At 69.6% G+C, this 17,828-nt stretch carries 14 protein-coding genes; 8 read left to right on the forward strand and 6 right to left on the reverse strand.

Annotation, left to right across the window (positions count from 1 at the left end):
* The first annotated feature begins 60 nt into the window (after positions 1 to 60).
* Entirely contained in the window at positions 61 to 1,347 is a 1,287-nt protein-coding gene (locus tag K4B79_RS18505; protein WP_232027842.1) for an MFS transporter, read from the forward strand.
* A gap of 91 nt (positions 1,348 to 1,438) precedes the next feature.
* Here the strand turns inward: K4B79_RS18505 and K4B79_RS18510 are convergent, their stop codons facing one another.
* Entirely contained in the window at positions 1,439 to 2,905 is a 1,467-nt protein-coding gene (locus K4B79_RS18510) for a CCA tRNA nucleotidyltransferase (protein WP_232027843.1), read from the reverse strand.
* Between the two features lie 279 nt (positions 2,906 to 3,184).
* Between K4B79_RS18510 and K4B79_RS18515 the strand changes: the two genes are divergently transcribed.
* The 7 genes from K4B79_RS18515 (at position 3,185) to trxA (ending at position 13,021) form a co-directional block, all read left to right on the forward strand.
* Positions 3,185 to 5,551: a DUF6049 family protein gene (locus K4B79_RS18515; protein WP_232027844.1), complete on the forward strand. Its 2,367-nt coding sequence runs from the start codon at positions 3,185 to 3,187 to the stop codon at positions 5,549 to 5,551.
* A gap of 47 nt (positions 5,552 to 5,598) precedes the next feature.
* A complete protein-coding gene (gene murJ, locus K4B79_RS18520) occupies positions 5,599 to 7,911 on the forward strand; it encodes a murein biosynthesis integral membrane protein MurJ (protein ID WP_232027845.1) in 2,313 nt (770 codons plus the stop codon).
* Positions 7,912 to 8,030: 119 nt separating this feature from the next.
* Positions 8,031 to 9,749: a protein kinase family protein gene (locus K4B79_RS18525; protein ID WP_232027846.1), complete on the forward strand. Its 1,719-nt coding sequence runs from the start codon at positions 8,031 to 8,033 to the stop codon at positions 9,747 to 9,749.
* A 46-nt stretch (positions 9,750 to 9,795) separates the two neighbouring features.
* Positions 9,796 to 10,521: an RNA polymerase sigma factor SigM gene (gene sigM / locus K4B79_RS18530; protein ID WP_232027847.1), complete on the forward strand. Its 726-nt coding sequence runs from the start codon at positions 9,796 to 9,798 to the stop codon at positions 10,519 to 10,521.
* Complete coding sequence (locus tag K4B79_RS18535; RefSeq protein ID WP_232027848.1) at positions 10,518 to 11,471, forward strand: anti-sigma factor family protein; 954 nt, start codon at positions 10,518 to 10,520, stop codon at positions 11,469 to 11,471. Before sigM ends, K4B79_RS18535 begins: the two co-directional genes overlap by 4 nt.
* Before the next feature lie 202 nt (positions 11,472 to 11,673).
* A complete protein-coding gene (trxB, locus tag K4B79_RS18540) occupies positions 11,674 to 12,642 on the forward strand; it encodes a thioredoxin-disulfide reductase (RefSeq protein WP_232027849.1) in 969 nt (322 codons plus the stop codon).
* Positions 12,643 to 12,688: 46 nt separating this feature from the next.
* Positions 12,689 to 13,021 (forward strand): thioredoxin, encoded by a 333-nt coding sequence (gene trxA / locus K4B79_RS18545; RefSeq protein ID WP_019073362.1) that lies wholly within the window; start codon positions 12,689 to 12,691, stop codon positions 13,019 to 13,021.
* 75 nt (positions 13,022 to 13,096) lie between these two features.
* Here the strand turns inward: trxA and K4B79_RS18550 are convergent, their stop codons facing one another.
* The 5 genes from K4B79_RS18550 to K4B79_RS18570 all read right to left on the reverse strand — a co-directional run bounded on the left by K4B79_RS18550 (position 13,097) and on the right by K4B79_RS18570 (position 17,824).
* Positions 13,097 to 13,714, reverse strand: a complete 618-nt coding sequence (locus K4B79_RS18550) for a GNAT family N-acetyltransferase (protein WP_232027851.1) — start codon at positions 13,712 to 13,714, stop codon at positions 13,097 to 13,099.
* Between the two features lie 325 nt (positions 13,715 to 14,039).
* Positions 14,040 to 15,134 carry a ParB/RepB/Spo0J family partition protein gene (locus K4B79_RS18555; protein ID WP_232027852.1) on the reverse strand — a complete coding sequence of 365 codons (1,095 nt, stop codon included), beginning with the start codon at positions 15,132 to 15,134 and terminating at the stop codon, positions 14,040 to 14,042.
* Positions 15,131 to 16,204, reverse strand: a complete 1,074-nt coding sequence (locus K4B79_RS18560) for a ParA family protein (protein ID WP_269463641.1) — start codon at positions 16,202 to 16,204, stop codon at positions 15,131 to 15,133. Before K4B79_RS18560 ends, K4B79_RS18555 begins: the two co-directional genes overlap by 4 nt.
* Before the next feature lie 265 nt (positions 16,205 to 16,469).
* Complete coding sequence (rsmG, locus tag K4B79_RS18565) at positions 16,470 to 17,186, reverse strand: 16S rRNA (guanine(527)-N(7))-methyltransferase RsmG (RefSeq protein ID WP_232027853.1); 717 nt, start codon at positions 17,184 to 17,186, stop codon at positions 16,470 to 16,472.
* A 125-nt stretch (positions 17,187 to 17,311) separates the two neighbouring features.
* Positions 17,312 to 17,824 carry a Jag family protein gene (locus K4B79_RS18570; protein ID WP_232027854.1) on the reverse strand — a complete coding sequence of 171 codons (513 nt, stop codon included), beginning with the start codon at positions 17,822 to 17,824 and terminating at the stop codon, positions 17,312 to 17,314.
* Between the last annotated feature and the right edge of the window lie 4 nt (positions 17,825 to 17,828).

Raw genomic sequence — 17,828 nt, forward strand, 5'->3', positions numbered from 1 at the left:
TATCGAGGGTCTCCGGGTGGTATCGCCCGGGGACCCTCCCCGTATGTGAGGCTGTCCTCCATGTCCGTCGTGCGTGACCTGCGCGTCCTGCTCCGCCTGAGGAACTTCCGACGTCTGCTCGCCGTACGGCTGCTCTCCCAGGGGGCCGACGGCGTCTACCAGATCGCGCTCGCCGCCTACGTCGTCTTCTCACCGGAGAAGCAGACCTCCGCCACCGCGATCGCCTCCGCGATGGCCGTCCTACTGCTCCCGTACTCCCTGGTGGGCCCCTTCGCCGGCGTCCTGCTCGACCGCTGGCGCCGCCGCCAGGTCTTCCTCTACGGCAATCTGGTGCGCGCCGTGATGGCCACGGCCACCGCCGTGCTGATGATCAGTGATGTCCCCGACTGGCTCTTCTACGTCTCCGCGCTGTGCGTCACCGCCGTCAACCGCTTCGTCCTCTCCGGTCTGTCCGCCGCGCTGCCCCGCGTCGTCGACGCCGAGCGCCTGGTGATCGCCAACTCCCTCTCCCCGACCGCGGGCACTCTCGCGGCGACGGCCGGCGGCGGCCTCGCCTTTCTGCTGCGCCTGGTGGTCGCCGACTCCGACGCGGCCGTCGTGCTGCTGGGAGCCGGACTGTATCTCTGCGGCGCGCTCGCCTCCCTGCGCATCGCACCGGAACTGCTGGGGCCCGACCGCGAGTCGGTGCAGCCCCGCCTCGGCGCGGCGCTCGCCGGAACCGCCCGTGATCTGGTGGCGGGGGTACGTCACCTCGCCGAACCCTCCCGCCGGGAAGCCGCCTGGGCGCTCGGCGCGATGTCCCTGATGCGGTTCTGCTACGGCGCCCTGCTGGTGATGCTGCTGATGCTCTGCCGGTACGCCCTGACCTCCGACGCCGATGACGGACTCGCCCTCCTGGGCCTGGCGCTGGGCATCTCCGGTGCCGGCTTCTTCGCGGCGGCCGTCGTGACGCCCTGGGCGGCGGGGCGGCTCGGTCCCGGCCGCTGGATCGTCGTGTGCGCCGCGGCCGCCGCGGTCCTGGAACCCGCGCTCGGCCTGCCCTTCGCCACCGCACCCATGCTCGCCGCGGCGTTCGTACTGGGACTGACGACCCAGGGCGCGAAGATCGCCACGGACACGATCGTGCAGTCCTCGGTCGAGGACGGCTTCCGCGGGCGGATCTTCTCCGTCTACGACGTGCTCTTCAACGTCGCTTTCGTGGGCGCCGCCGCCGTCGCCGCCCTGATGCTTCCGCGGGACGGCCGCTCGGTGCCGTTGGTGGTCACGGTCGCGGTGATCTACGGGGTGGTCGGGACGATGTTTCACGTGAAACATCGCCGGACGGCGGATCCGAGCGCATCCCGATAAGGCGTCGGGGTCATGTTTCACGTGAAACATGACCCCGTTTCGCGGGCCCGGACCCGCTTCGTTTCGCGGACCTGGACCCGCTCGACGTACCTCAGGCCTGTTCGGCCCACCACTCCTTGAGCGCGGCCACCGCGTCGTCGTGCCCCATGGGACCGTTCTCCAGCCGCAGTTCCAGCATGTGCTTGTAGGCACGGCCGATCGCCGGACCGGGGCCGACCTCGAGGATCTCCATGATCTGGTTGCCGTCGAGGTCCGGCCGGATCGCGTCCAGCTCCTCCTGCTCCTGGAGCTGCGAGATCCGCTCCTCCAGACCGTCGTAGGCACGGGAGAGCGCGGCGGCCTTGCGCTTGTTCCGGGTCGTGCAGTCCGAGCGGGTCAGCTTGTGGAGGCGATCGAGCAACGGCCCGGCGTCACGGACGTAGCGGCGGACGGCGGAGTCCGTCCACTCTCCGGTGCCGTATCCGTGGAAGCGCAGATGGAGCTCGACCAGCTGCGAGACGTCCTTCACCAGGTCGTTGGAGTACTTCAGCGCGGTCATGCGCTTCTTGGTCATCTTCGCCCCGACCACCTCGTGGTGGTGGAAGGAGACCCTGCCGTCCTTCTCGAAGCGGCGCGTGCGCGGCTTGCCGATGTCGTGCAGCAGCGCGGCCAGACGCAGGGTCAGGTCGGGACCGTTCTCCTCCAGCGCGATCGCCTGCTCCAGGACGATCAGGGTGTGCTCGTAGACATCCTTGTGGCGGTGGTGTTCGTCGCTCTCCAGACGCAGCGCCGGCAGCTCGGGCAGCACGTGGTCGGCGAGTCCGGTGTCGACCAGCAGGGTCAGGCCCTTGCGCGGGTTGCCGGACTGGATCAGCTTGTTCAGCTCGTCCCGCACCCGTTCCGCCGAGACGATCTCGATGCGCCCGGACATCTCCTTCATGGCCGTGACGACCTCGGGGGCGACCTCGAAGTCGAGCTGTGCGGCGAAACGCGCGGCCCGCATCATCCGCAGCGGATCGTCGGAGAAGGACGCCTCCGGAGTGCCGGGGGTGCGCAGCACCCCGGCCGCGAGGTCGTCTAGTCCGCCGTGCGGGTCGATGAACTCCTTCTCCGGCAGCGCGACGGCCATCGCGTTGACGGTGAAGTCGCGCCGGACGAGGTCCTCCTCGATGGAGTCGCCGTACGAGACCTCGGGCTTGCGCGAGGTCCGGTCGTACGCCTCGGACCGGTAGGTCGTGACCTCGATCTGAAAGCTTCGATCGATGTCTCCGACGCGGGCGTCCTTCTGTGCCCCGACGGTACCGAAGGCGATCCCGACCTCCCACACGGCGTCCGCCCACGGCCGGACGATCTTCAGTACGTCCTCGGGGCGGGCGTCGGTCGTGAAGTCCAGGTCGTTGCCCAGCCGGCCGAGCAGCGCGTCCCGGACCGAACCGCCGACCAGGGCGAGCGTGAACCCGGCCTCCTGGAAACGGCGGGCGAGATCGTCGGCGACAGGAGCCACTCGCAGCAGCTCGGTCACCGCGCGGTGCTGCACCTGACTCAGGGCACTGGACTTGTCTTCGTTGGCGTTCGGCACAACAGAAAAGGGTACGTGGCCCGGGCCACCGAGGGCGCATGCATTACCCGGGCGCAGGTCCCCCACGCGTCCGCGCACAAGGTCTGCCCGTGAAGATCACGGAAGCCGCACGGAAGCGGCACCGGCGAGACTCCCTTTATACGTGCACATTCGGGACAGCACGACAGTGTCCTCCGATCTTGTGGAGCAGTCCGCGGCACTTCCCCTCAGCGCGCATCGTTACCATGCGTGGACGCACATTCCGACGACCACTGACGACGACGAGGGACGGGCGAGCGCGTGGCCGAGGCGGCAGACTTCCAGGGGACCAGTGCCTCACCTGCCCGCCGGTGGCTCCGGCGTACCGGAGCCCTGCTCGCCGGGGCGCCGCTGCTGGCCGGACTGTGCCAGCTGTCCGCCGCCACGCCCGCCGAGGCCGCCGACTCGGGCACCGTGTCCGTGGCCCTCGACACCCTCACCCCCAGCGCCCCCACGGAGGGCGACACGATCACCGTGTCCGGCACGGTGACCAACAACGGCAAGCAGGCCGTCACGAAGGCCCACGTCGGACTGAGCGTGGGATCGGAGATCACCACCCGGTCCTCGATCGACACGGCCGCCAAGGACAGCAGCGACATCCAGGACCCCACCGGGCCGGAGGTCGGCGGCAAGTACGTCGCGAAGTTCGCCAAGCTGACGCCCGGCGTCGCCGAACCCTTCTCCATCTCCGTGCCGGCCGACGAGCTCGACCTCGGTGGCAGCGGGGTCTACCCGCTCGCCGTCGCACTCTCCGGCGAGACCTCCGCGCAGCCGTGGGAACAGCTCCTCGGCGTGCAGCGGACGTTCCTGCCGTGGCAGTCCGACGAGGCCGACACCAGGACCAGGACGACGTATCTGTGGCCGCTCGTCTCCTCCGTCCACATGACGGCGGAGACCGGGTCCAACGAGCAGCAGACGCCGGTGTTCCTCAACGACGACCTGACCAAGGAGATCGCGCCGGGCGGACGGCTGGACCGGATGCTGTCGCTGGGCAAGAACCTGGACGTCACCTGGGTGATCGACCCGGACCTGCTGGCCTCGGTCGACGCGATGACACGCACCTACCGGGTGAAGGCGGGCGACACCACCAGGGCGGGCACCGTCGAGGAGCAGAACCTCGCCAAGGCCTGGCTCGCCGAGTTGCAGAAGGCGGTGGCGGACAAGGAGGTCGTCGCCCTGCCCTTCGGCGACCCCGACCTCGCGTCCCTGGCACACAACGGCACGAGCGTCACCGGCTCCCTCAGCCACCTCGACGAGGCGACCGACGTCGCCACCACCACGGTCAGGACGGTGCTCCACGTGACGCCGAACACCGACTTCGCCTGGCCCGTGGACGGCGCCGTGGACCCCTCGATCGTGAAGGTCGCCACCTCCGCCGGCGCCGACAAGGTGCTCGCGCGCAGCGACAGCCTGCAGGAGACGAGCGGCCTGTCGTACACGCCCTCCGCGGCCCGGCCGATCGGCGGCGGCACCACGGCGGTCGTCGCGGACGCGCGGCTGTCGACGGCGTTCCAGGGCGACCTGACGAAGGCCTCCGCGGCCACGCTGGCCGTGCAGAAGTTCCTCGCCCAGAGCCTCGCCCTGAACCTCCAGACGGACAAGCAGCGCAGCATCGTCGTCGCACCGCAGCGCATGCCCTCGGCGAGCCAGGCCCAGGCGATGGCCGAGGCACTCACGGCACTCCAGGGCGCCAACTGGTCCCAGCCCCAGGAGCTGACCGCGGCCGCCGCGGCCAAGCCCGACCCGGAGGCCACCAGGACGGTCCCGTCGGCATCGCGGTACCCCTCCTCGCTGCGCAGGCAGGAGATGCCGCGGACGGCCTTCGAGGAGATCGCCAGGACGCAGGACGAGCTCGACAACTTCAAGGTGGTCCTCAGCGACCAGTCCCGCGTGGTGACCCCCTTCGGGCGGGCCATGAACCGCGAGATGTCCACGTCCTGGCGCGGTCACGCCACCGAGGGAGCCGGCTTCCGCGGCGACGTGGAGGCGTACCTCGACTCACTGGCCGACCAGGTCAAGCTGATCGACAAGTCCGAGACCAAGCTCTCCGGACGCAGTGCCACGATCCCGGTGACCGTTCAGAACAACCTGGTCCAGGGTGTGGACCACCTGGTACTGCGGCTGACCTCGCTGAGCCCCAACCGCCTGGAGATCGGCGGCCGGGCCTACAGCGAGCAGAAGGTCGAGGTCTCCGGCGGTCACAGCCAGACGGTGAAGTTCACCACCACGGCCAACGCCAACGGCCGGGCGTCGGTGATCGCGCAGCTGTACACGGTGGACGGCCAGCCGTACGGCGACGCCGTGCAGTTCGACGTGCGGGTCACCGAGTTCACGGCCACCGTGATGCTGGTCATCGGCGGCGGTGTCCTGCTGCTGGTGCTCGCCGGCTTCCGGATGTACACCCAGCGCAAGCGCGCGGCCGCCCGCGAGGCCGAGGAGCCCGGCCCCGACGAGGCGGACGGGGCCGCGGACGCCCCGGAGAACCCCCAGAGCCCCGCAGACCGTCTCACGGAGGAGTCCGGCACCCGGGCGGGGGCAGACGCCCCGCAGCAGCCGAGTGACCCGACACCGGACACCGCAGCGGAAAGCGCCGACCCGTCCGGCACGGGTGAGAGAGTGGACCGTTGAGGATGTCGTGGCCGCCGATGGGCCCGGGACGATGAGGTGGGGTAACCATGAACGCGCCGTACGACGGTGACCGCGGCCGGGCGGCGGGCAGCTCGGGCCACCCCGAGGGCCCGCCGCCCGAACACGGCCAGGTACCGCCGCAGCCCCCCGCCGACATGTACCTCCAGGACGCCTACGAGCAGGACCCCTACCGGGCCCAGGACCTCTCCGCCCAGGACCCGGTGGCCGAGGCCCTCTACGACCGCGCCGCACACCCCCCGCCGCCGCCCGGCACCTACCAGCCGCAGCAGCAGCTGTACGCACAGCCGCCTCCGTCCCCCTACGCCCCGGACCCGCGCGTGTGGGCCCAGACCCCGGCGCCGGAGCCGGAGGGCCCGACCCAGTACCTGCCCTACGGCGACGACCCCCGCACCACCCAGTACGTGGGCGTCGACGACCTGGTGACCCGGGCCGCCGAGGAGCGGCACGAGCCGGACGCCTTCGCCCACCTCTTCCGGGACCAGCAGCAGGGCGGGCGTCCGCAGTCCGAGCCCCCCTCGGTGCCGGGTCCCGCGCCGGCCCCGGGCGGGCAGGCTCCGGCGCCCCAGTACCGGCAGTACCAGGCTCCGACGGCTCCCGCGCCCGCGCCCGCGGCGGACGAGACCATGAACCTCGGCACCGCGGCCGCCGCGACTCCTCCGGCGGGGGCTCCCACTGCCGCTGCGGCTCCCGCGGCTCCCGCGAAGAAGGGCGGGAAGGCCGCCGGTCTGCTGAAGTCGAGCGCCGTGATGGCCGCGGGCACGATGGTCTCCCGCCTCACCGGCTTCATCCGCTCGGCGCTGATCGTGTCGGCGCTGGGCGTCGGCCTCCTCGGTGACACCTTCCAGGTCGCCTACCAGCTGCCGACGATGATCTACATCCTGACCGTCGGCGGCGGCCTCAACTCCGTCTTCGTGCCGCAGCTCGTGCGCGCGATGAAGGAGGACGAGGACGGCGGCGAGGCGTACGCCAACAGGCTGCTGACCCTGGTGATGGTGGCGCTCGGCGTGCTGACAGGGCTCGCGATCCTCGGTGCGCCGATCCTGATCCGCCTGCTGTCCGACTCGGTCGCCAGCGACCCCGCGGCCAACGAGGTCGCCATCACCTTCGTCCGCTACTTCCTGCCCTCCATCTTCTTCATGGGCATCCACGTGGTGATGGGCCAGATCCTCAACGCGCGCGGCAAGTTCGGCGCGATGATGTGGACGCCGGTCCTGAACAACATCGTCATCATCGTGACGCTCGGCATGTTCATGTGGGTCTACGGCACCGCGGCCGACTCCGGCATGAAGGTCACCACGATCCCGCCGGAGGGCCAGCGGCTCCTCGGCATCGGCGTCCTGCTCGGCCTTGTGGTGCAGGCGCTGGCGATGATCCCGTACCTGCGCGAGACCGGCTTCCGGATGCGGCTGCGCTTCGACTGGAAGGGCCACGGCCTCGGCAAGGCGGTAACCCTCGCCAAGTGGACCGTCCTGTTCGTGCTCGCCAACCAGGCGGGCGCACTCGTCGTCACCCAGCTGTCCACCGCCTCCGGCAAGGCGTCTCCCGTCGACGGCACCGGTTTCGCCGCCTACGCCAACGCCCAGCTGATCTGGGGCCTGCCGCAGGCCATCATCACCGTCTCCCTGATGGCCGCCCTGCTCCCGCGCATCTCGCGCTCGGCCGCCGAGGACGACGCCGGCGCGGTACGGGACGACATCTCCCAGGGCCTGCGCACCACGGCCGTCGCCATCGTGCCCATCTCCTTCGGCTTCCTCGCCCTCGGCATCCCGATGTGCACCCTGATCTTCGGCTCCTCGGGCATCAGCGAGGCCACGAACATGGGCTTCATGCTGATGGCCTTCGCCCTCGGCCTGATCCCGTACTCCGTGCAGTACGTCGTGCTGCGCGCCTTCTACGCCTACGAGGACACCCGCACCCCCTTCTACAACACGGTGATCGTGGCCGCGGTCAACGCGAGCGCCTCAGCGCTCTGTTACGTCGTCCTGCCGCCCCGCTGGGCCGTGGCGGGCATGGCGGCCTCGTACGGTCTCGCCTACGCCATCGGCGTGGGCGTCGCCTGGAACCGGCTGCGCAAGCGGCTGGGCGGCGACCTGGACGGCAACCGCGTCCTGCGCACGTACGCCAGGCTCTGCATCGCCTCGGTACCGGCGGCGCTGCTCAGCGGGGCGGCCTGCTACGGCATCGGCCACTCGCTCGGCCAGGGCGTCCTCGGATCGTTCGCCGCGATCATCGCGGGCGGTGCGGTGCTGCTCGGGATCTTCTTCGTCGCCGCCCGCCGCATGCGCATCGAGGAGCTGAACTCCCTGGTGGGCATGGTGCGCGGGCGCCTGGGACGCTGAGGTGGGGGTAGGCGCACAACCATCGTCCGCCACCGTGTGTCGTGCATAGCGGCGGACTGTGGGCACAATTGGTTTCGGCGTCGTACGACGCGCAATGGATGGGGAGGCAGGGAACGACGGTGGCGGAACGGAGCACGGCTGCCGTCGACGTGGCAGACAACAGCGGTGACGAGCCGCTGACCGCCAAGGCGGACCAGTCCACGGCCGACGGGGTGGCCAAGAACCGGGAGCGGGACACGGAAGACGTCGAGGCACAGGGGAGTGGCGGGACCGAGAGTCCCGGGAAAGCCTCACCGCCGGAGCTGCACAGCGGCCACAAACTGGCCAGACGCTACCGTCTTGAGGAGTGCGTCACCCGTCTGGACGGATTCAGCAGCTGGCGGGCGGTCGACGAGAAACTCCGTCGCGCCGTCGGCGTCCACCTCCTTCCCGCCGACCATGCCCGCGCCCGTTCCGTGCTCGCCGCGGCCCGCTCCGCGGCGCTGCTCGGCGATCCCCGCTTCGTCCAGGTCCTGGACGCCGTCGAGGAGAACGACCTCGTCTACGTCGTCCACGAGTGGCTGCCCGACGCCACCGAACTGACCACGCTGCTGGCCCCCGGCCCGCTCGAGGTCTACGACGCCTACCAGATGGTCAGCCAGGTCGCCTCGGCCATGGCCGCCGCCCACCGTGAGGGCCTGGCGCATCTGCGCCTGAACCCCAATGCCGTCCTGCGGACGTCGAGCGGCCAGTGGCGCATCCGCGGTCTCGCTGTCAACTCAGCGCTGCGCGGCATCAGTTCCGACACCCCGCAGCGCACCGACACCGAGTCGATCGGCGCCCTGCTCTACGCGGCGCTCACCCAGCGCTGGCCCTACGAGAGCGACGCCTACGGCCTGTCCGGCCTGCCCAAGGACGTCGGCCTCATCGCTCCCGACCAGGTGCGCGCCGGCGTCCACCGCGGACTGTCCGAGCTGTCCATGCGGGCTCTCGCCAACGACGGCGCGACCGCGTCCCGTCACGAGTCGCCGTGCACCACGCCCGAGGAGCTGGTGAAGGCGATCGGCGAGATGCCCCGCATCCGCCCGCCGGAGCCCTCGTTCACCGCCCCGCCGGACTACCAGCGCACGACCTACCAGCAGGGCACGTACGGCCGCCAGTCGTCCCACCCCGGTCGCACTCAGCCGGTACCGACGCCGCCTCCCCCGCTCCAGAGCCGTACCGGCCGCGCGCTGAAGTGGGCGGTCTCCGCCCTGCTGATCGCCGCACTGGGCCTGGGCAGCTGGCAGTTGGCGGACGCCCTGATGGACCAGGGCGGCAAGTCCGACGAGAACCAGACCCAGACCAACGACGGCGACGACAAGAACAGCGCGGCGCCCAAGCCCACCAAGCCCCTCTCGATCGAGGGCGCCCAGGAGTACGTGGCCGCGGGCGACGCCCAGCATCCCAACGACGTGGGCCTGACGTACGACGACAGCATGACGACGGGGTGGCGGACCAGCAGCTACAAGGACGGTCCGGACATGGTGATCAAGCCCGGTGTCGGCATCGTCTACGACCTCGGCTCCGCCCAGGACGTGTCGGCCGCTACGCTCTCGCTCCGGTACGGCGGCAACCACACCACGGTCGAGCTCTACGCGACCGACTCCCTGGGCTCGTCCACGCCGCTGAGCTCGATGACCAAGCTGGGCTCGAAGACCACCAACGGCACCACCGCGAAGGTGACGGTCGACAAGCCGGTGAAGAGCCGTTACGTGCTCGTCTGGCTGACCGCGCTGCCGTACTCCGGGGAAGATTCCGCCAACTTCAGCGATGTCGGCTACAAGCAGGCCATCACCAACGTGAAGTTCACGGGCTGAGAGCTCACCACAGACAGGCTCACCACAGACAAGGGGAGGGGGTCCGATGGCAGACGGCACCGCGTACGGCGACGTGAGCGATCGGGACCTCCTGGCCCGCCATGTCGACGGCGACCCGGATGCCTTCGGCGAGATCGTGCGGCGGCACCGCGATCGGCTCTGGGCGGTGGCCCTGCGGACGCTGGGGGACCGTGAGGAGGCCGCTGACGCCGTCCAGGACGCCCTTGTGTCGGCGTACCGGGCCGCCCACACCTTCCGCGGCCAGTCGGCCGTCACGACCTGGCTGCACCGGATCACGGTGAACGCCTGTCTGGACCGCGCCCGCAAGGCGGCCTCCCGCAAGACCTCCCCGGTCGACGACACCGAGCGCCTGGAGCAGTTGCTGGAGCCGCACGAGTCGGCCTCGGCGCCCGCGGAGCGCAACGACCTCCACCGCCAGCTCCTGGAAGCGCTCGGCACGCTTCCGCCCGATCAGCGGGCCGCACTCGTCCTGGTGGACATGCAGGGCTACCCGGTCGCGGAAGCGGCCCGCATCCTCGACGTGCCCACCGGAACCGTGAAGAGCCGCTGCGCCCGGGGGCGAGCCAGACTCCTGCCCCTCCTCACTCATCTGCGGCCGGAAACCACCGGCGACGGCAGAGAGGCGGATGCGCGACGGAACCGGACGCAGGGGACATCCGTCCCACCCGCAGCGGGACCGCGTCCAGCGGATCCGCCGCATACGGGACCAGGCGATTCAGCTGCTGTGAAGGGCGGAGGTGGGCGAGCGTGACATCCACGACAGACATGGCCGGACACCCGGACGTCGCGGAGATCTCCGACCTCACCGAAGGCCTGCTCCCACCCACCCGGACCGCGGACGTACGGCGGCATCTGGACGAGTGCGAACTCTGCGCGGACGTCCACGCGTCGCTGGAGGAGATCCGAGGGCTCCTCGGAACCCTGCCCGGCCCGACGACCATGCCCGCCGACGTCGCCGGCCGGATCGACGCGGCGCTCGCCGCCGAAGCACTGCTGGACGCCACGGCGCCCGATTCCCCGGACGAGAAGATCCCCGTCGAAGCGACAGCCCGGTCTGTGGCCGACGTGGACGACACGCATTCAGCTGCTTCGGACGACGGCGCGCGTGTTTCACGTGAAACATCGACCCCGGCGGACCGTCCCTCCGGTCATGCCCGTGCCTCGTCCACCGGCCCCGGCCGCAAGGAACGCAAGAAGGGCAACCGTCGCAGGAGCGTCGTCCTGGGCGCGGTCTTCACGGCCGCCGCCCTCGGCTTCGGGTCCGTCCTGCTGTCCTCGATGAACGACGGCAACCCTGCCGCTCCGGAGGCGCGGAGCCCCCGCTCCGGTGCCGCGGACACCTTCTCCGAGGGCACGTTGGAGAAGGAGGTCTCGGACCTCCTGGCCAAGAACCAGAGCGCCACGGGCGGATCCCGCAATCCGCACACGCTGGGCGCGGAGTCCTTCCCCAGCAGCAAGGACCCCCGGATCCTTCAGGGCCCGGACATCCCCGCATGCATCCAGAAGGGCATCGGCCGCAGCGACTCACCGCTCGCGACCGAGCCGGGACGGTACAACGGAACCGACATCCTGCTCGTCGTGCTCCGGGACAGCTCTGCCGGCGCCGGGGTCACCGCCTACGTCATGGACAGGGCCTGCGAAACGGACCCGTCCCTCGGCAAGGCCGACGTCCTGCTGAAGCGGTCTTACCCCCAGCCCTGAGCGGGGTTCTATCCCCAGCCCTGTGCAATGCCCTGAGCCGGCACGCTTCGTCTTTCTCCTGCGTGGTATCCCGTACGGTGTGGCGTCCCCGTGTGCCCGGCCACAGCGGGAATGCACGCCCCTTAGGATCCGTTGGGTGGGGTGAGAGTTCTGAAAGGGGCTCCCCCGGTCCACGACGCAGTCCAGAGACGAGGAATCCAGCGTGAGCGACGTCCGTAACGTGATCATCATCGGGTCCGGGCCCGCCGGCTACACGGCGGCGCTCTACACCGCGCGCGCGTCGCTGAAGCCGCTGGTGTTCGAGGGCGCCGTCACCGCCGGTGGTGCGCTCATGAACACCACCGAGGTGGAGAACTTCCCCGGATTCCAGGACGGCATCATGGGCCCGGAGCTCATGGACAACATGCGCGCCCAGGCCGAGCGCTTCGGTGCCGAGCTCGTTCCGGACGACATCGTCGCCGTCGACCTGACTGGCGAGATCAAGACCGTCACGGACACCGCGGGCACGATCCACCGGGCGAAGGCGGTCATCGTGACCACCGGCTCGCAGCACCGCAAGCTCGGCCTGCCGAACGAGGACGCCCTCTCCGGTCGTGGCGTCTCCTGGTGTGCCACCTGTGACGGCTTCTTCTTCAAGGACCAGGACATCGCCGTGATCGGCGGTGGCGACACCGCGATGGAGGAGGCCACCTTCCTCTCCCGCTTCGCCAAGTCCGTGACGATCGTCCACCGCCGTGACACCCTGCGCGCCTCCAAGGCGATGCAGGAGCGCGCCTTCGCCGACCCGAAGATCAAGTTCGTGTGGGACAGCGAGGTCGCCGAGATCCAGGGCGACCAGAAGCTGGCCAGGCTGAAGCTGCGCAACCTCAAGACCGGCGAACTCTCGGACCTGCCGGTGACCGGCCTGTTCATCGCGATCGGCCACGACCCGCGCACCGAACTCTTCAAGGGCCAGCTGGAGCTGGACGAGGAGGGCTACCTGAAGGTGGAAGCCCCCTCCACGCGGACCAACCTGACCGGTGTCTTCGGCGCGGGTGACGTCGTCGACCACACCTACCGTCAGGCGATCACCGCGGCCGGTACCGGCTGTGCCGCCGCTCTCGACGCCGAGCGCTTCCTCGCCGCTCTCGCGGACGAGGAGAAGGCCGAGCCCGAGAAGACCGCTGTCTGACCGACCCGTCTCACCCCACCCCGCACAACCAGTTAAGGAGCCCGCCGTGGCCGGCACCCTCAAGAACGTGACCGACGACACCTTCGAGCAGGACGTCCTCAAGAGCGACAAGCCCGTCCTGGTGGACTTCTGGGCCGCCTGGTGCGGACCCTGCCGCCAGATCGCGCCGTCGCTCGAGGCGATCGCCGCCGAGTACGGCGACAAGATCGAGATCGTCAAGCTCAACATCGACGAGAACCCGGGTACGGCCGCCAAGTACGGCGTCATGTCCATCCCGACCCTCAACGTCTACCAGGGCGGCGAGGTCGCGAAGACCATCGTCGGCGCCAAGCCGAAGGCCGCGATCGTTCGCGACCTCGAGGACTTCATCGCCGAGTGACGTTTCACGTGAAACACGAGTGGGGCCGACCCTTTCCGGGTCGGCCCCACTCGTGTTTCAGAGACCTCTCCTGCTTCACAGAGGTCGTAGCGCCGGCTCCTTCTGCACCGCTCCCAGGAGCCGGTCCAGCGCCATCTCCACGTCTTCCTTCCAGGAGAGCGTCGTCCGCAGCTCCAGCCTCAGCCGCGGATACGCGGGATGGGGCCGTACGGTCTTGAAGCCCACCGCCAGGAGATGGTCCGCGGGCAGCAGACAGGCGGGCTCCTTCCAGCGCGCGTCCCCGAACGCCTCGATCGCCCTGAAGCCGCGTCTCAGCAAATCCTTGGCCACCGTCTGGACCATGACTCTGCCCAGCCCCTGCCCCTGGTAGCCCGGCATGATGAACGCCGTCATCAGCTGTACCGCGTCGGGGGACACAGGGCTGGTGGGGAAGGCCGACGAGCGCGGCACGTACGCCGGAGGGGCGTAGAGGACGAAGCCCACCGGCACGTCGTCGACGTACACGACCCGACCGCAGGATCCCCAGTCCAGCAGGACGGCGGAGATCCAGGCCTCCTTCTCCAGAGCGGAGGTGCCCGTCTTTACCGCGGCTTCTCCGCTGACTGGGTCCAACTCCCAGAAGACACACGCGCGACAGCGCTGGGGAAGGTCCTGAAGGTTGTCCAGCGTGAGCGGTACGAGCCGACGCCCCATGAAGGCTGTTCCTCGCTTCCTTCGCCCGCCGCGTCGCGGGCGGCCGTCAGAGCATTCCGTTCCCTGAGCAGGCTGCCGACGAACCCGCCGACCGCGCCCAGCCCGAGACCCGCGCTCACCAGTCCGGTTCGGCTCACCGTTCGCATGGTCCCTGCCTCTCCCCTCACAGGTCCTGCCGGGTGGATGCGCCATACCCGAACGCATCGTATCCACGAAGCCAATCCGCCGATACCGCCTGAAAGCAAAGGGCGGGCCGTGTCCGGTACACATCGGACACGGCCCGCCCTGTCGGCCGTCCCAGCGGCTCACCGCGACGCCCGGAGGATCAGTCCTCCGTGTCGTCGGAGTCCTCCAGAAGGCTCTTCTGAAGGACCGGTCCCTCGCCGGGGGCGAGCGAGGTGAGGATGCGCTCGAGATCCTCCATGGAGGCGAACTCCACGGTGATCTTGCCCTTCTTCTGGCCCAGGTCGACCTTCACGCGGGTCTCGAAGCGGTCAGAGAGCCGCGTGGCGAGGTCGGTGAGCGCCGGGGACACCAGGGCGCCGGCCCGCGGTCCCTTGGGCCGCTGAGCCTTCTGCGGCCGCGAGCCCATGAGGGTGACGATCTCCTCGACGGCCCGCACCGACAGCCCCTCGGCAACGATCCGATGAGCCAGCCGGTCCTGCTCCTCCGAGTCCTCGACGGAGAGCAGCGCCCGCGCGTGTCCCGCCGAGAGCACTCCCGCGGCCACCCGCTTCTGGACCGACGACGACAGCTTCAGCAGACGCAGGGTGTTGGAGACCTGCGGCCGGGAGCGACCGATACGGTCCGCCAGCTGATCGTGCGTGCAGTTGAAGTCCTTCAGCAGCTGGTCGTAGGCGGCGGCCTCCTCCAGCGGGTTCAGCTGGGCACGGTGGAGGTTCTCCAGCAGGGCGTCCAGGAGGAGCTTGTCGTCCTCCGTGGCCCGTACGATCGCCGGAATCGCTTCCAGACCGGCCTCACGGCAGGCCCGCCAGCGCCGCTCGCCCATGATGAGCTCGTAGTGCGTGGGGCCGATCTGCCGCACGACGACGGGCTGGAGGAGACCGACCTCCTTGATGGAGGTGACGAGCTCCTGCAGCGCGTCCTCGTCGAAGACCTCACGGGGCTGCCGCGGGTTCGGCTTGATGAAGTCGAGGGGGATCTCCGCGAAGTGAGCGCCCACGGGAGCCGCGAGCAGATCCGCACCGTCGGCCGTCGACAGCTCCTCGGCCTCCTGTACGACAGGCGGCAGCGTGGCCACCTTGGCCGCGGCCACTCCGCGATCGGTGGTCAGAACCGGAACCGCTGTGGGGGACGTCGAGGCGCCACCCCCCGCGGCCTGGGCCACCGTCTTCTCCGTCGGGGCAGCAGGGATCAATGCGCCGAGCCCACGGCCCAAACCCCTCCGTCGCTCGCTCACTGGACGCCCTCCACCATGCTCGGGTTGCTCTGGATGCCGATATGCGCCTGCGTCGGGTCGTAACTGACGCCCACGCCCTTCAGCGCGATTTCTCGTGCCGCCTCAAGATAGGAGAGGGCACCGCTCGATCCTGGATCGTAGGTCAGCACCGTCTGCCCATAGCTCGGCGCCTCGGAGATACGGACCGAGCGAGGGATGCTCGTGCGCAGCACCTCTTCACCGAAGTGGGTGCGCACCTCCTCGGCGACCTGGGACGCGAGTCGCGTCCGGCCGTCGTACATGGTGAGCAGGATCGTCGATACGTGCAGGGCGGGGTTGAGGTGCCCCCGCACCAGGTCCACGTTGCGCAGCAGCTGGCCCAGCCCCTCCAGCGCGTAGTACTCGCACTGGATGGGGATGAGGACCTCGGCACCGGCGACCAACGCGTTGACCGTCAGCAGACCGAGCGAGGGCGGGCAGTCGATGAGGATGTAGTCCAGGGGGTGTTCGTACGACTGGATGGCCCGCTGGAGCCGGCTCTCACGTGCCACCAGGGAGACCAGCTCGATCTCCGCACCGGCGAGATCGATCGTGGCCGGCGCACAGAAGAGACCCTCGACATCCGGGACCGGCTGGACGACTTCGGCCAGGGGCTTGCTGTCGATCAGCACGTCGTAGATGGACGGCACTTCGGCGTGGTGGTCGATACCGAGGGCCGTGGACGCGTTGCCCTGTGGGTCGAGGTCGATCACCAGGACACGGGCGCCGTGCACGGCCAGCGAAGCGGCAAGGTTGACGGTCGTCGTCGTCTTGCCCACCCCGCCCTTCTGGTTGGCGACCACCATGACACGGGTCTGTTCGGGCCGTGGCAGACCCTCACCGGCACGGCCGAGAGCCTCTACGGCCAGTTGGGCAGCACGACCGATCGGAGTGTCGTCCATCGGAGGCGGTGTTTCACGTGAAACATCGTCCCCCATCGACTCGGTACGGGGACCGGGGACCGGATCGGTCATCGGTCCCGCGATGTTGGCGTCGGACCGCAAGGATTCACTCTCCTCGACTTCAGGCTCGCAATGAACAGAGCCTCCCATGTCTTCGGGGTCGTGAACCAGTGAGGCCTGTTGTTCTGTGGAGAAATCCACCTCTGTGGACAACTCCGTGCCCTCTCGGAGTGAACCGAGAGGCTTCCGGTCGCGGGGTTCGGCCGCAGCGCGGCCCCGGCTGATGATGCCGTGCAGCAGTGAGCGACGTTTCACGTGAAACACGATGCACAGCTACTGCGGCCGAATCGTCGCGACACTCCGGCATGCGTAGGTTTGGCAGCTTGTGTGGAGTACGTCTCGTCGTCAGGACGGATCAGCGACGACGTCGCGTTCGACCCGTCCGGGCCGCCTTCGCTCGCTTGGCCGCGAAGCGCACACCGCCGGGGCTCTCCCCGACCTCGACGCGCACCACCGTGGACAGCGGATCCACGACACCCTCGCCCACATGGAGGATCGAGGTCTCCACCGCGCCGAGTTTGCTCAGTGCCGTACCCGCCGCCTTCAGCTCCTCCTCGGCGGTGTCCCCCTTGAGCGCGAGCATCTCGCCGTAGGGGCGTAGCAGCGGGACGCCCCAGGTCGCCAGGCGGTCGAGCGGGGCCACCGCCCGGGCCGTCACCACATGCACGGGGGTGATCTTGCCCATGACCTCCTCGGCCCTGCCCCGCATGACCGTCACATGGTCCAGGCCCAGCAGCTCCACGACTTCCGTGAGGAAGGTGGTCCGCCGCAGCAGTGGCTCCAGGAGTGTGATCTTGAGGTCCTCCCGGACCAGCGCCAGGGGGATGCCGGGCAGGCCGGCACCGGAGCCGACATCGCACACCGTCACATTCTCGGGAACGACCTCGGAGAGTACGGCGCAGTTCAGCAGATGCCGCTCCCACAGCCGAGGCACCTCACGCGGGCCGATCAGACCGCGCTGCACACCCGCCTCCGCGAGCAGCTCCGCGTAGCGAACCGCGTCGGCGAAGCGATCACCGAAGACCTCACGCGCCTGCTCGGGCGCGGGGGGAAGCTCCGCTGCCTCCGTCACGGGGGACCGTCCTTCCGTACGGCGTCGGCGCACAGGGACACCGATGCCAGAACCACCAGAACTATCAGGCTGACAAAGTTCGGCCCCGTCTGCGCTACAGACGGGGCCGGAGGAACGTAAACGGATCAGGCGGGAAGCACAACGACGAAGCGCTGCGGCTCCTCGCCCTCGGACTCGCTGCGCAGGCCGGCGGCCTTGACCGCGTCGTGCACGACCTTGCGCTCGAACGGGGTCATCGGCTTGAGCTTGACGGACTCGCCGGTGTTCTTCACCTCGGCGGCGGCCTTGGCGCCCAGCTCGGACAGCTCGGCGCGCTTCTTGGCCCGGTAGCCCCCGATGTCCAGCATCAGACGGCTGCGGTCGCCGGTCTCCCGGTGCACGGCCAGGCGGGTGAGCTCCTGGAGGGCTTCCAGTACCTCGCCGTCGCGGCCCACCAGCTTCTGCAGGTCTCGGCCGCCCGCGTCGCTGATGATCGACACAGCGGCGCGATCGGCCTCGACGTCCATGTCGATGTCACCGTCGAGGTCGGCGATGTCCAGCAGACCCTCGAGGTAGTCCGCCGCGATCTCGCCCTCCTGCTCCAGGCGGGTCAGGGTGTCTGCACCCTCGGCAGCGGCGGAGGTGGTGCCTTCCGTCACGGGA

The organism is Streptomyces lincolnensis (genome assembly GCF_021173675.1).
In the GTDB taxonomy this organism is placed as follows: Bacteria; Actinomycetota; Actinomycetes; order Streptomycetales; family Streptomycetaceae; genus Streptomyces; species Streptomyces lincolnensis_B.

Coding starts and splice junctions, on each gene's coding strand:
- K4B79_RS18550 (WP_232027851.1), bottom strand. CDS start 13,714: ATGGGGCGTCGGCTCGTACCGCTCACGCTGGACAACCTTCAGGACCTT.
- murJ (WP_232027845.1), top strand. CDS start 5,599: ATGAACGCGCCGTACGACGGTGACCGCGGCCGGGCGGCGGGCAGCTCG.
- sigM (WP_232027847.1), top strand. CDS start 9,796: ATGGCAGACGGCACCGCGTACGGCGACGTGAGCGATCGGGACCTCCTG.
- K4B79_RS18505 (WP_232027842.1), top strand. CDS start 61: ATGTCCGTCGTGCGTGACCTGCGCGTCCTGCTCCGCCTGAGGAACTTC.
- K4B79_RS18560 (WP_269463641.1), bottom strand. CDS start 16,204: ATGGGAGGCTCTGTTCATTGCGAGCCTGAAGTCGAGGAGAGTGAATCC.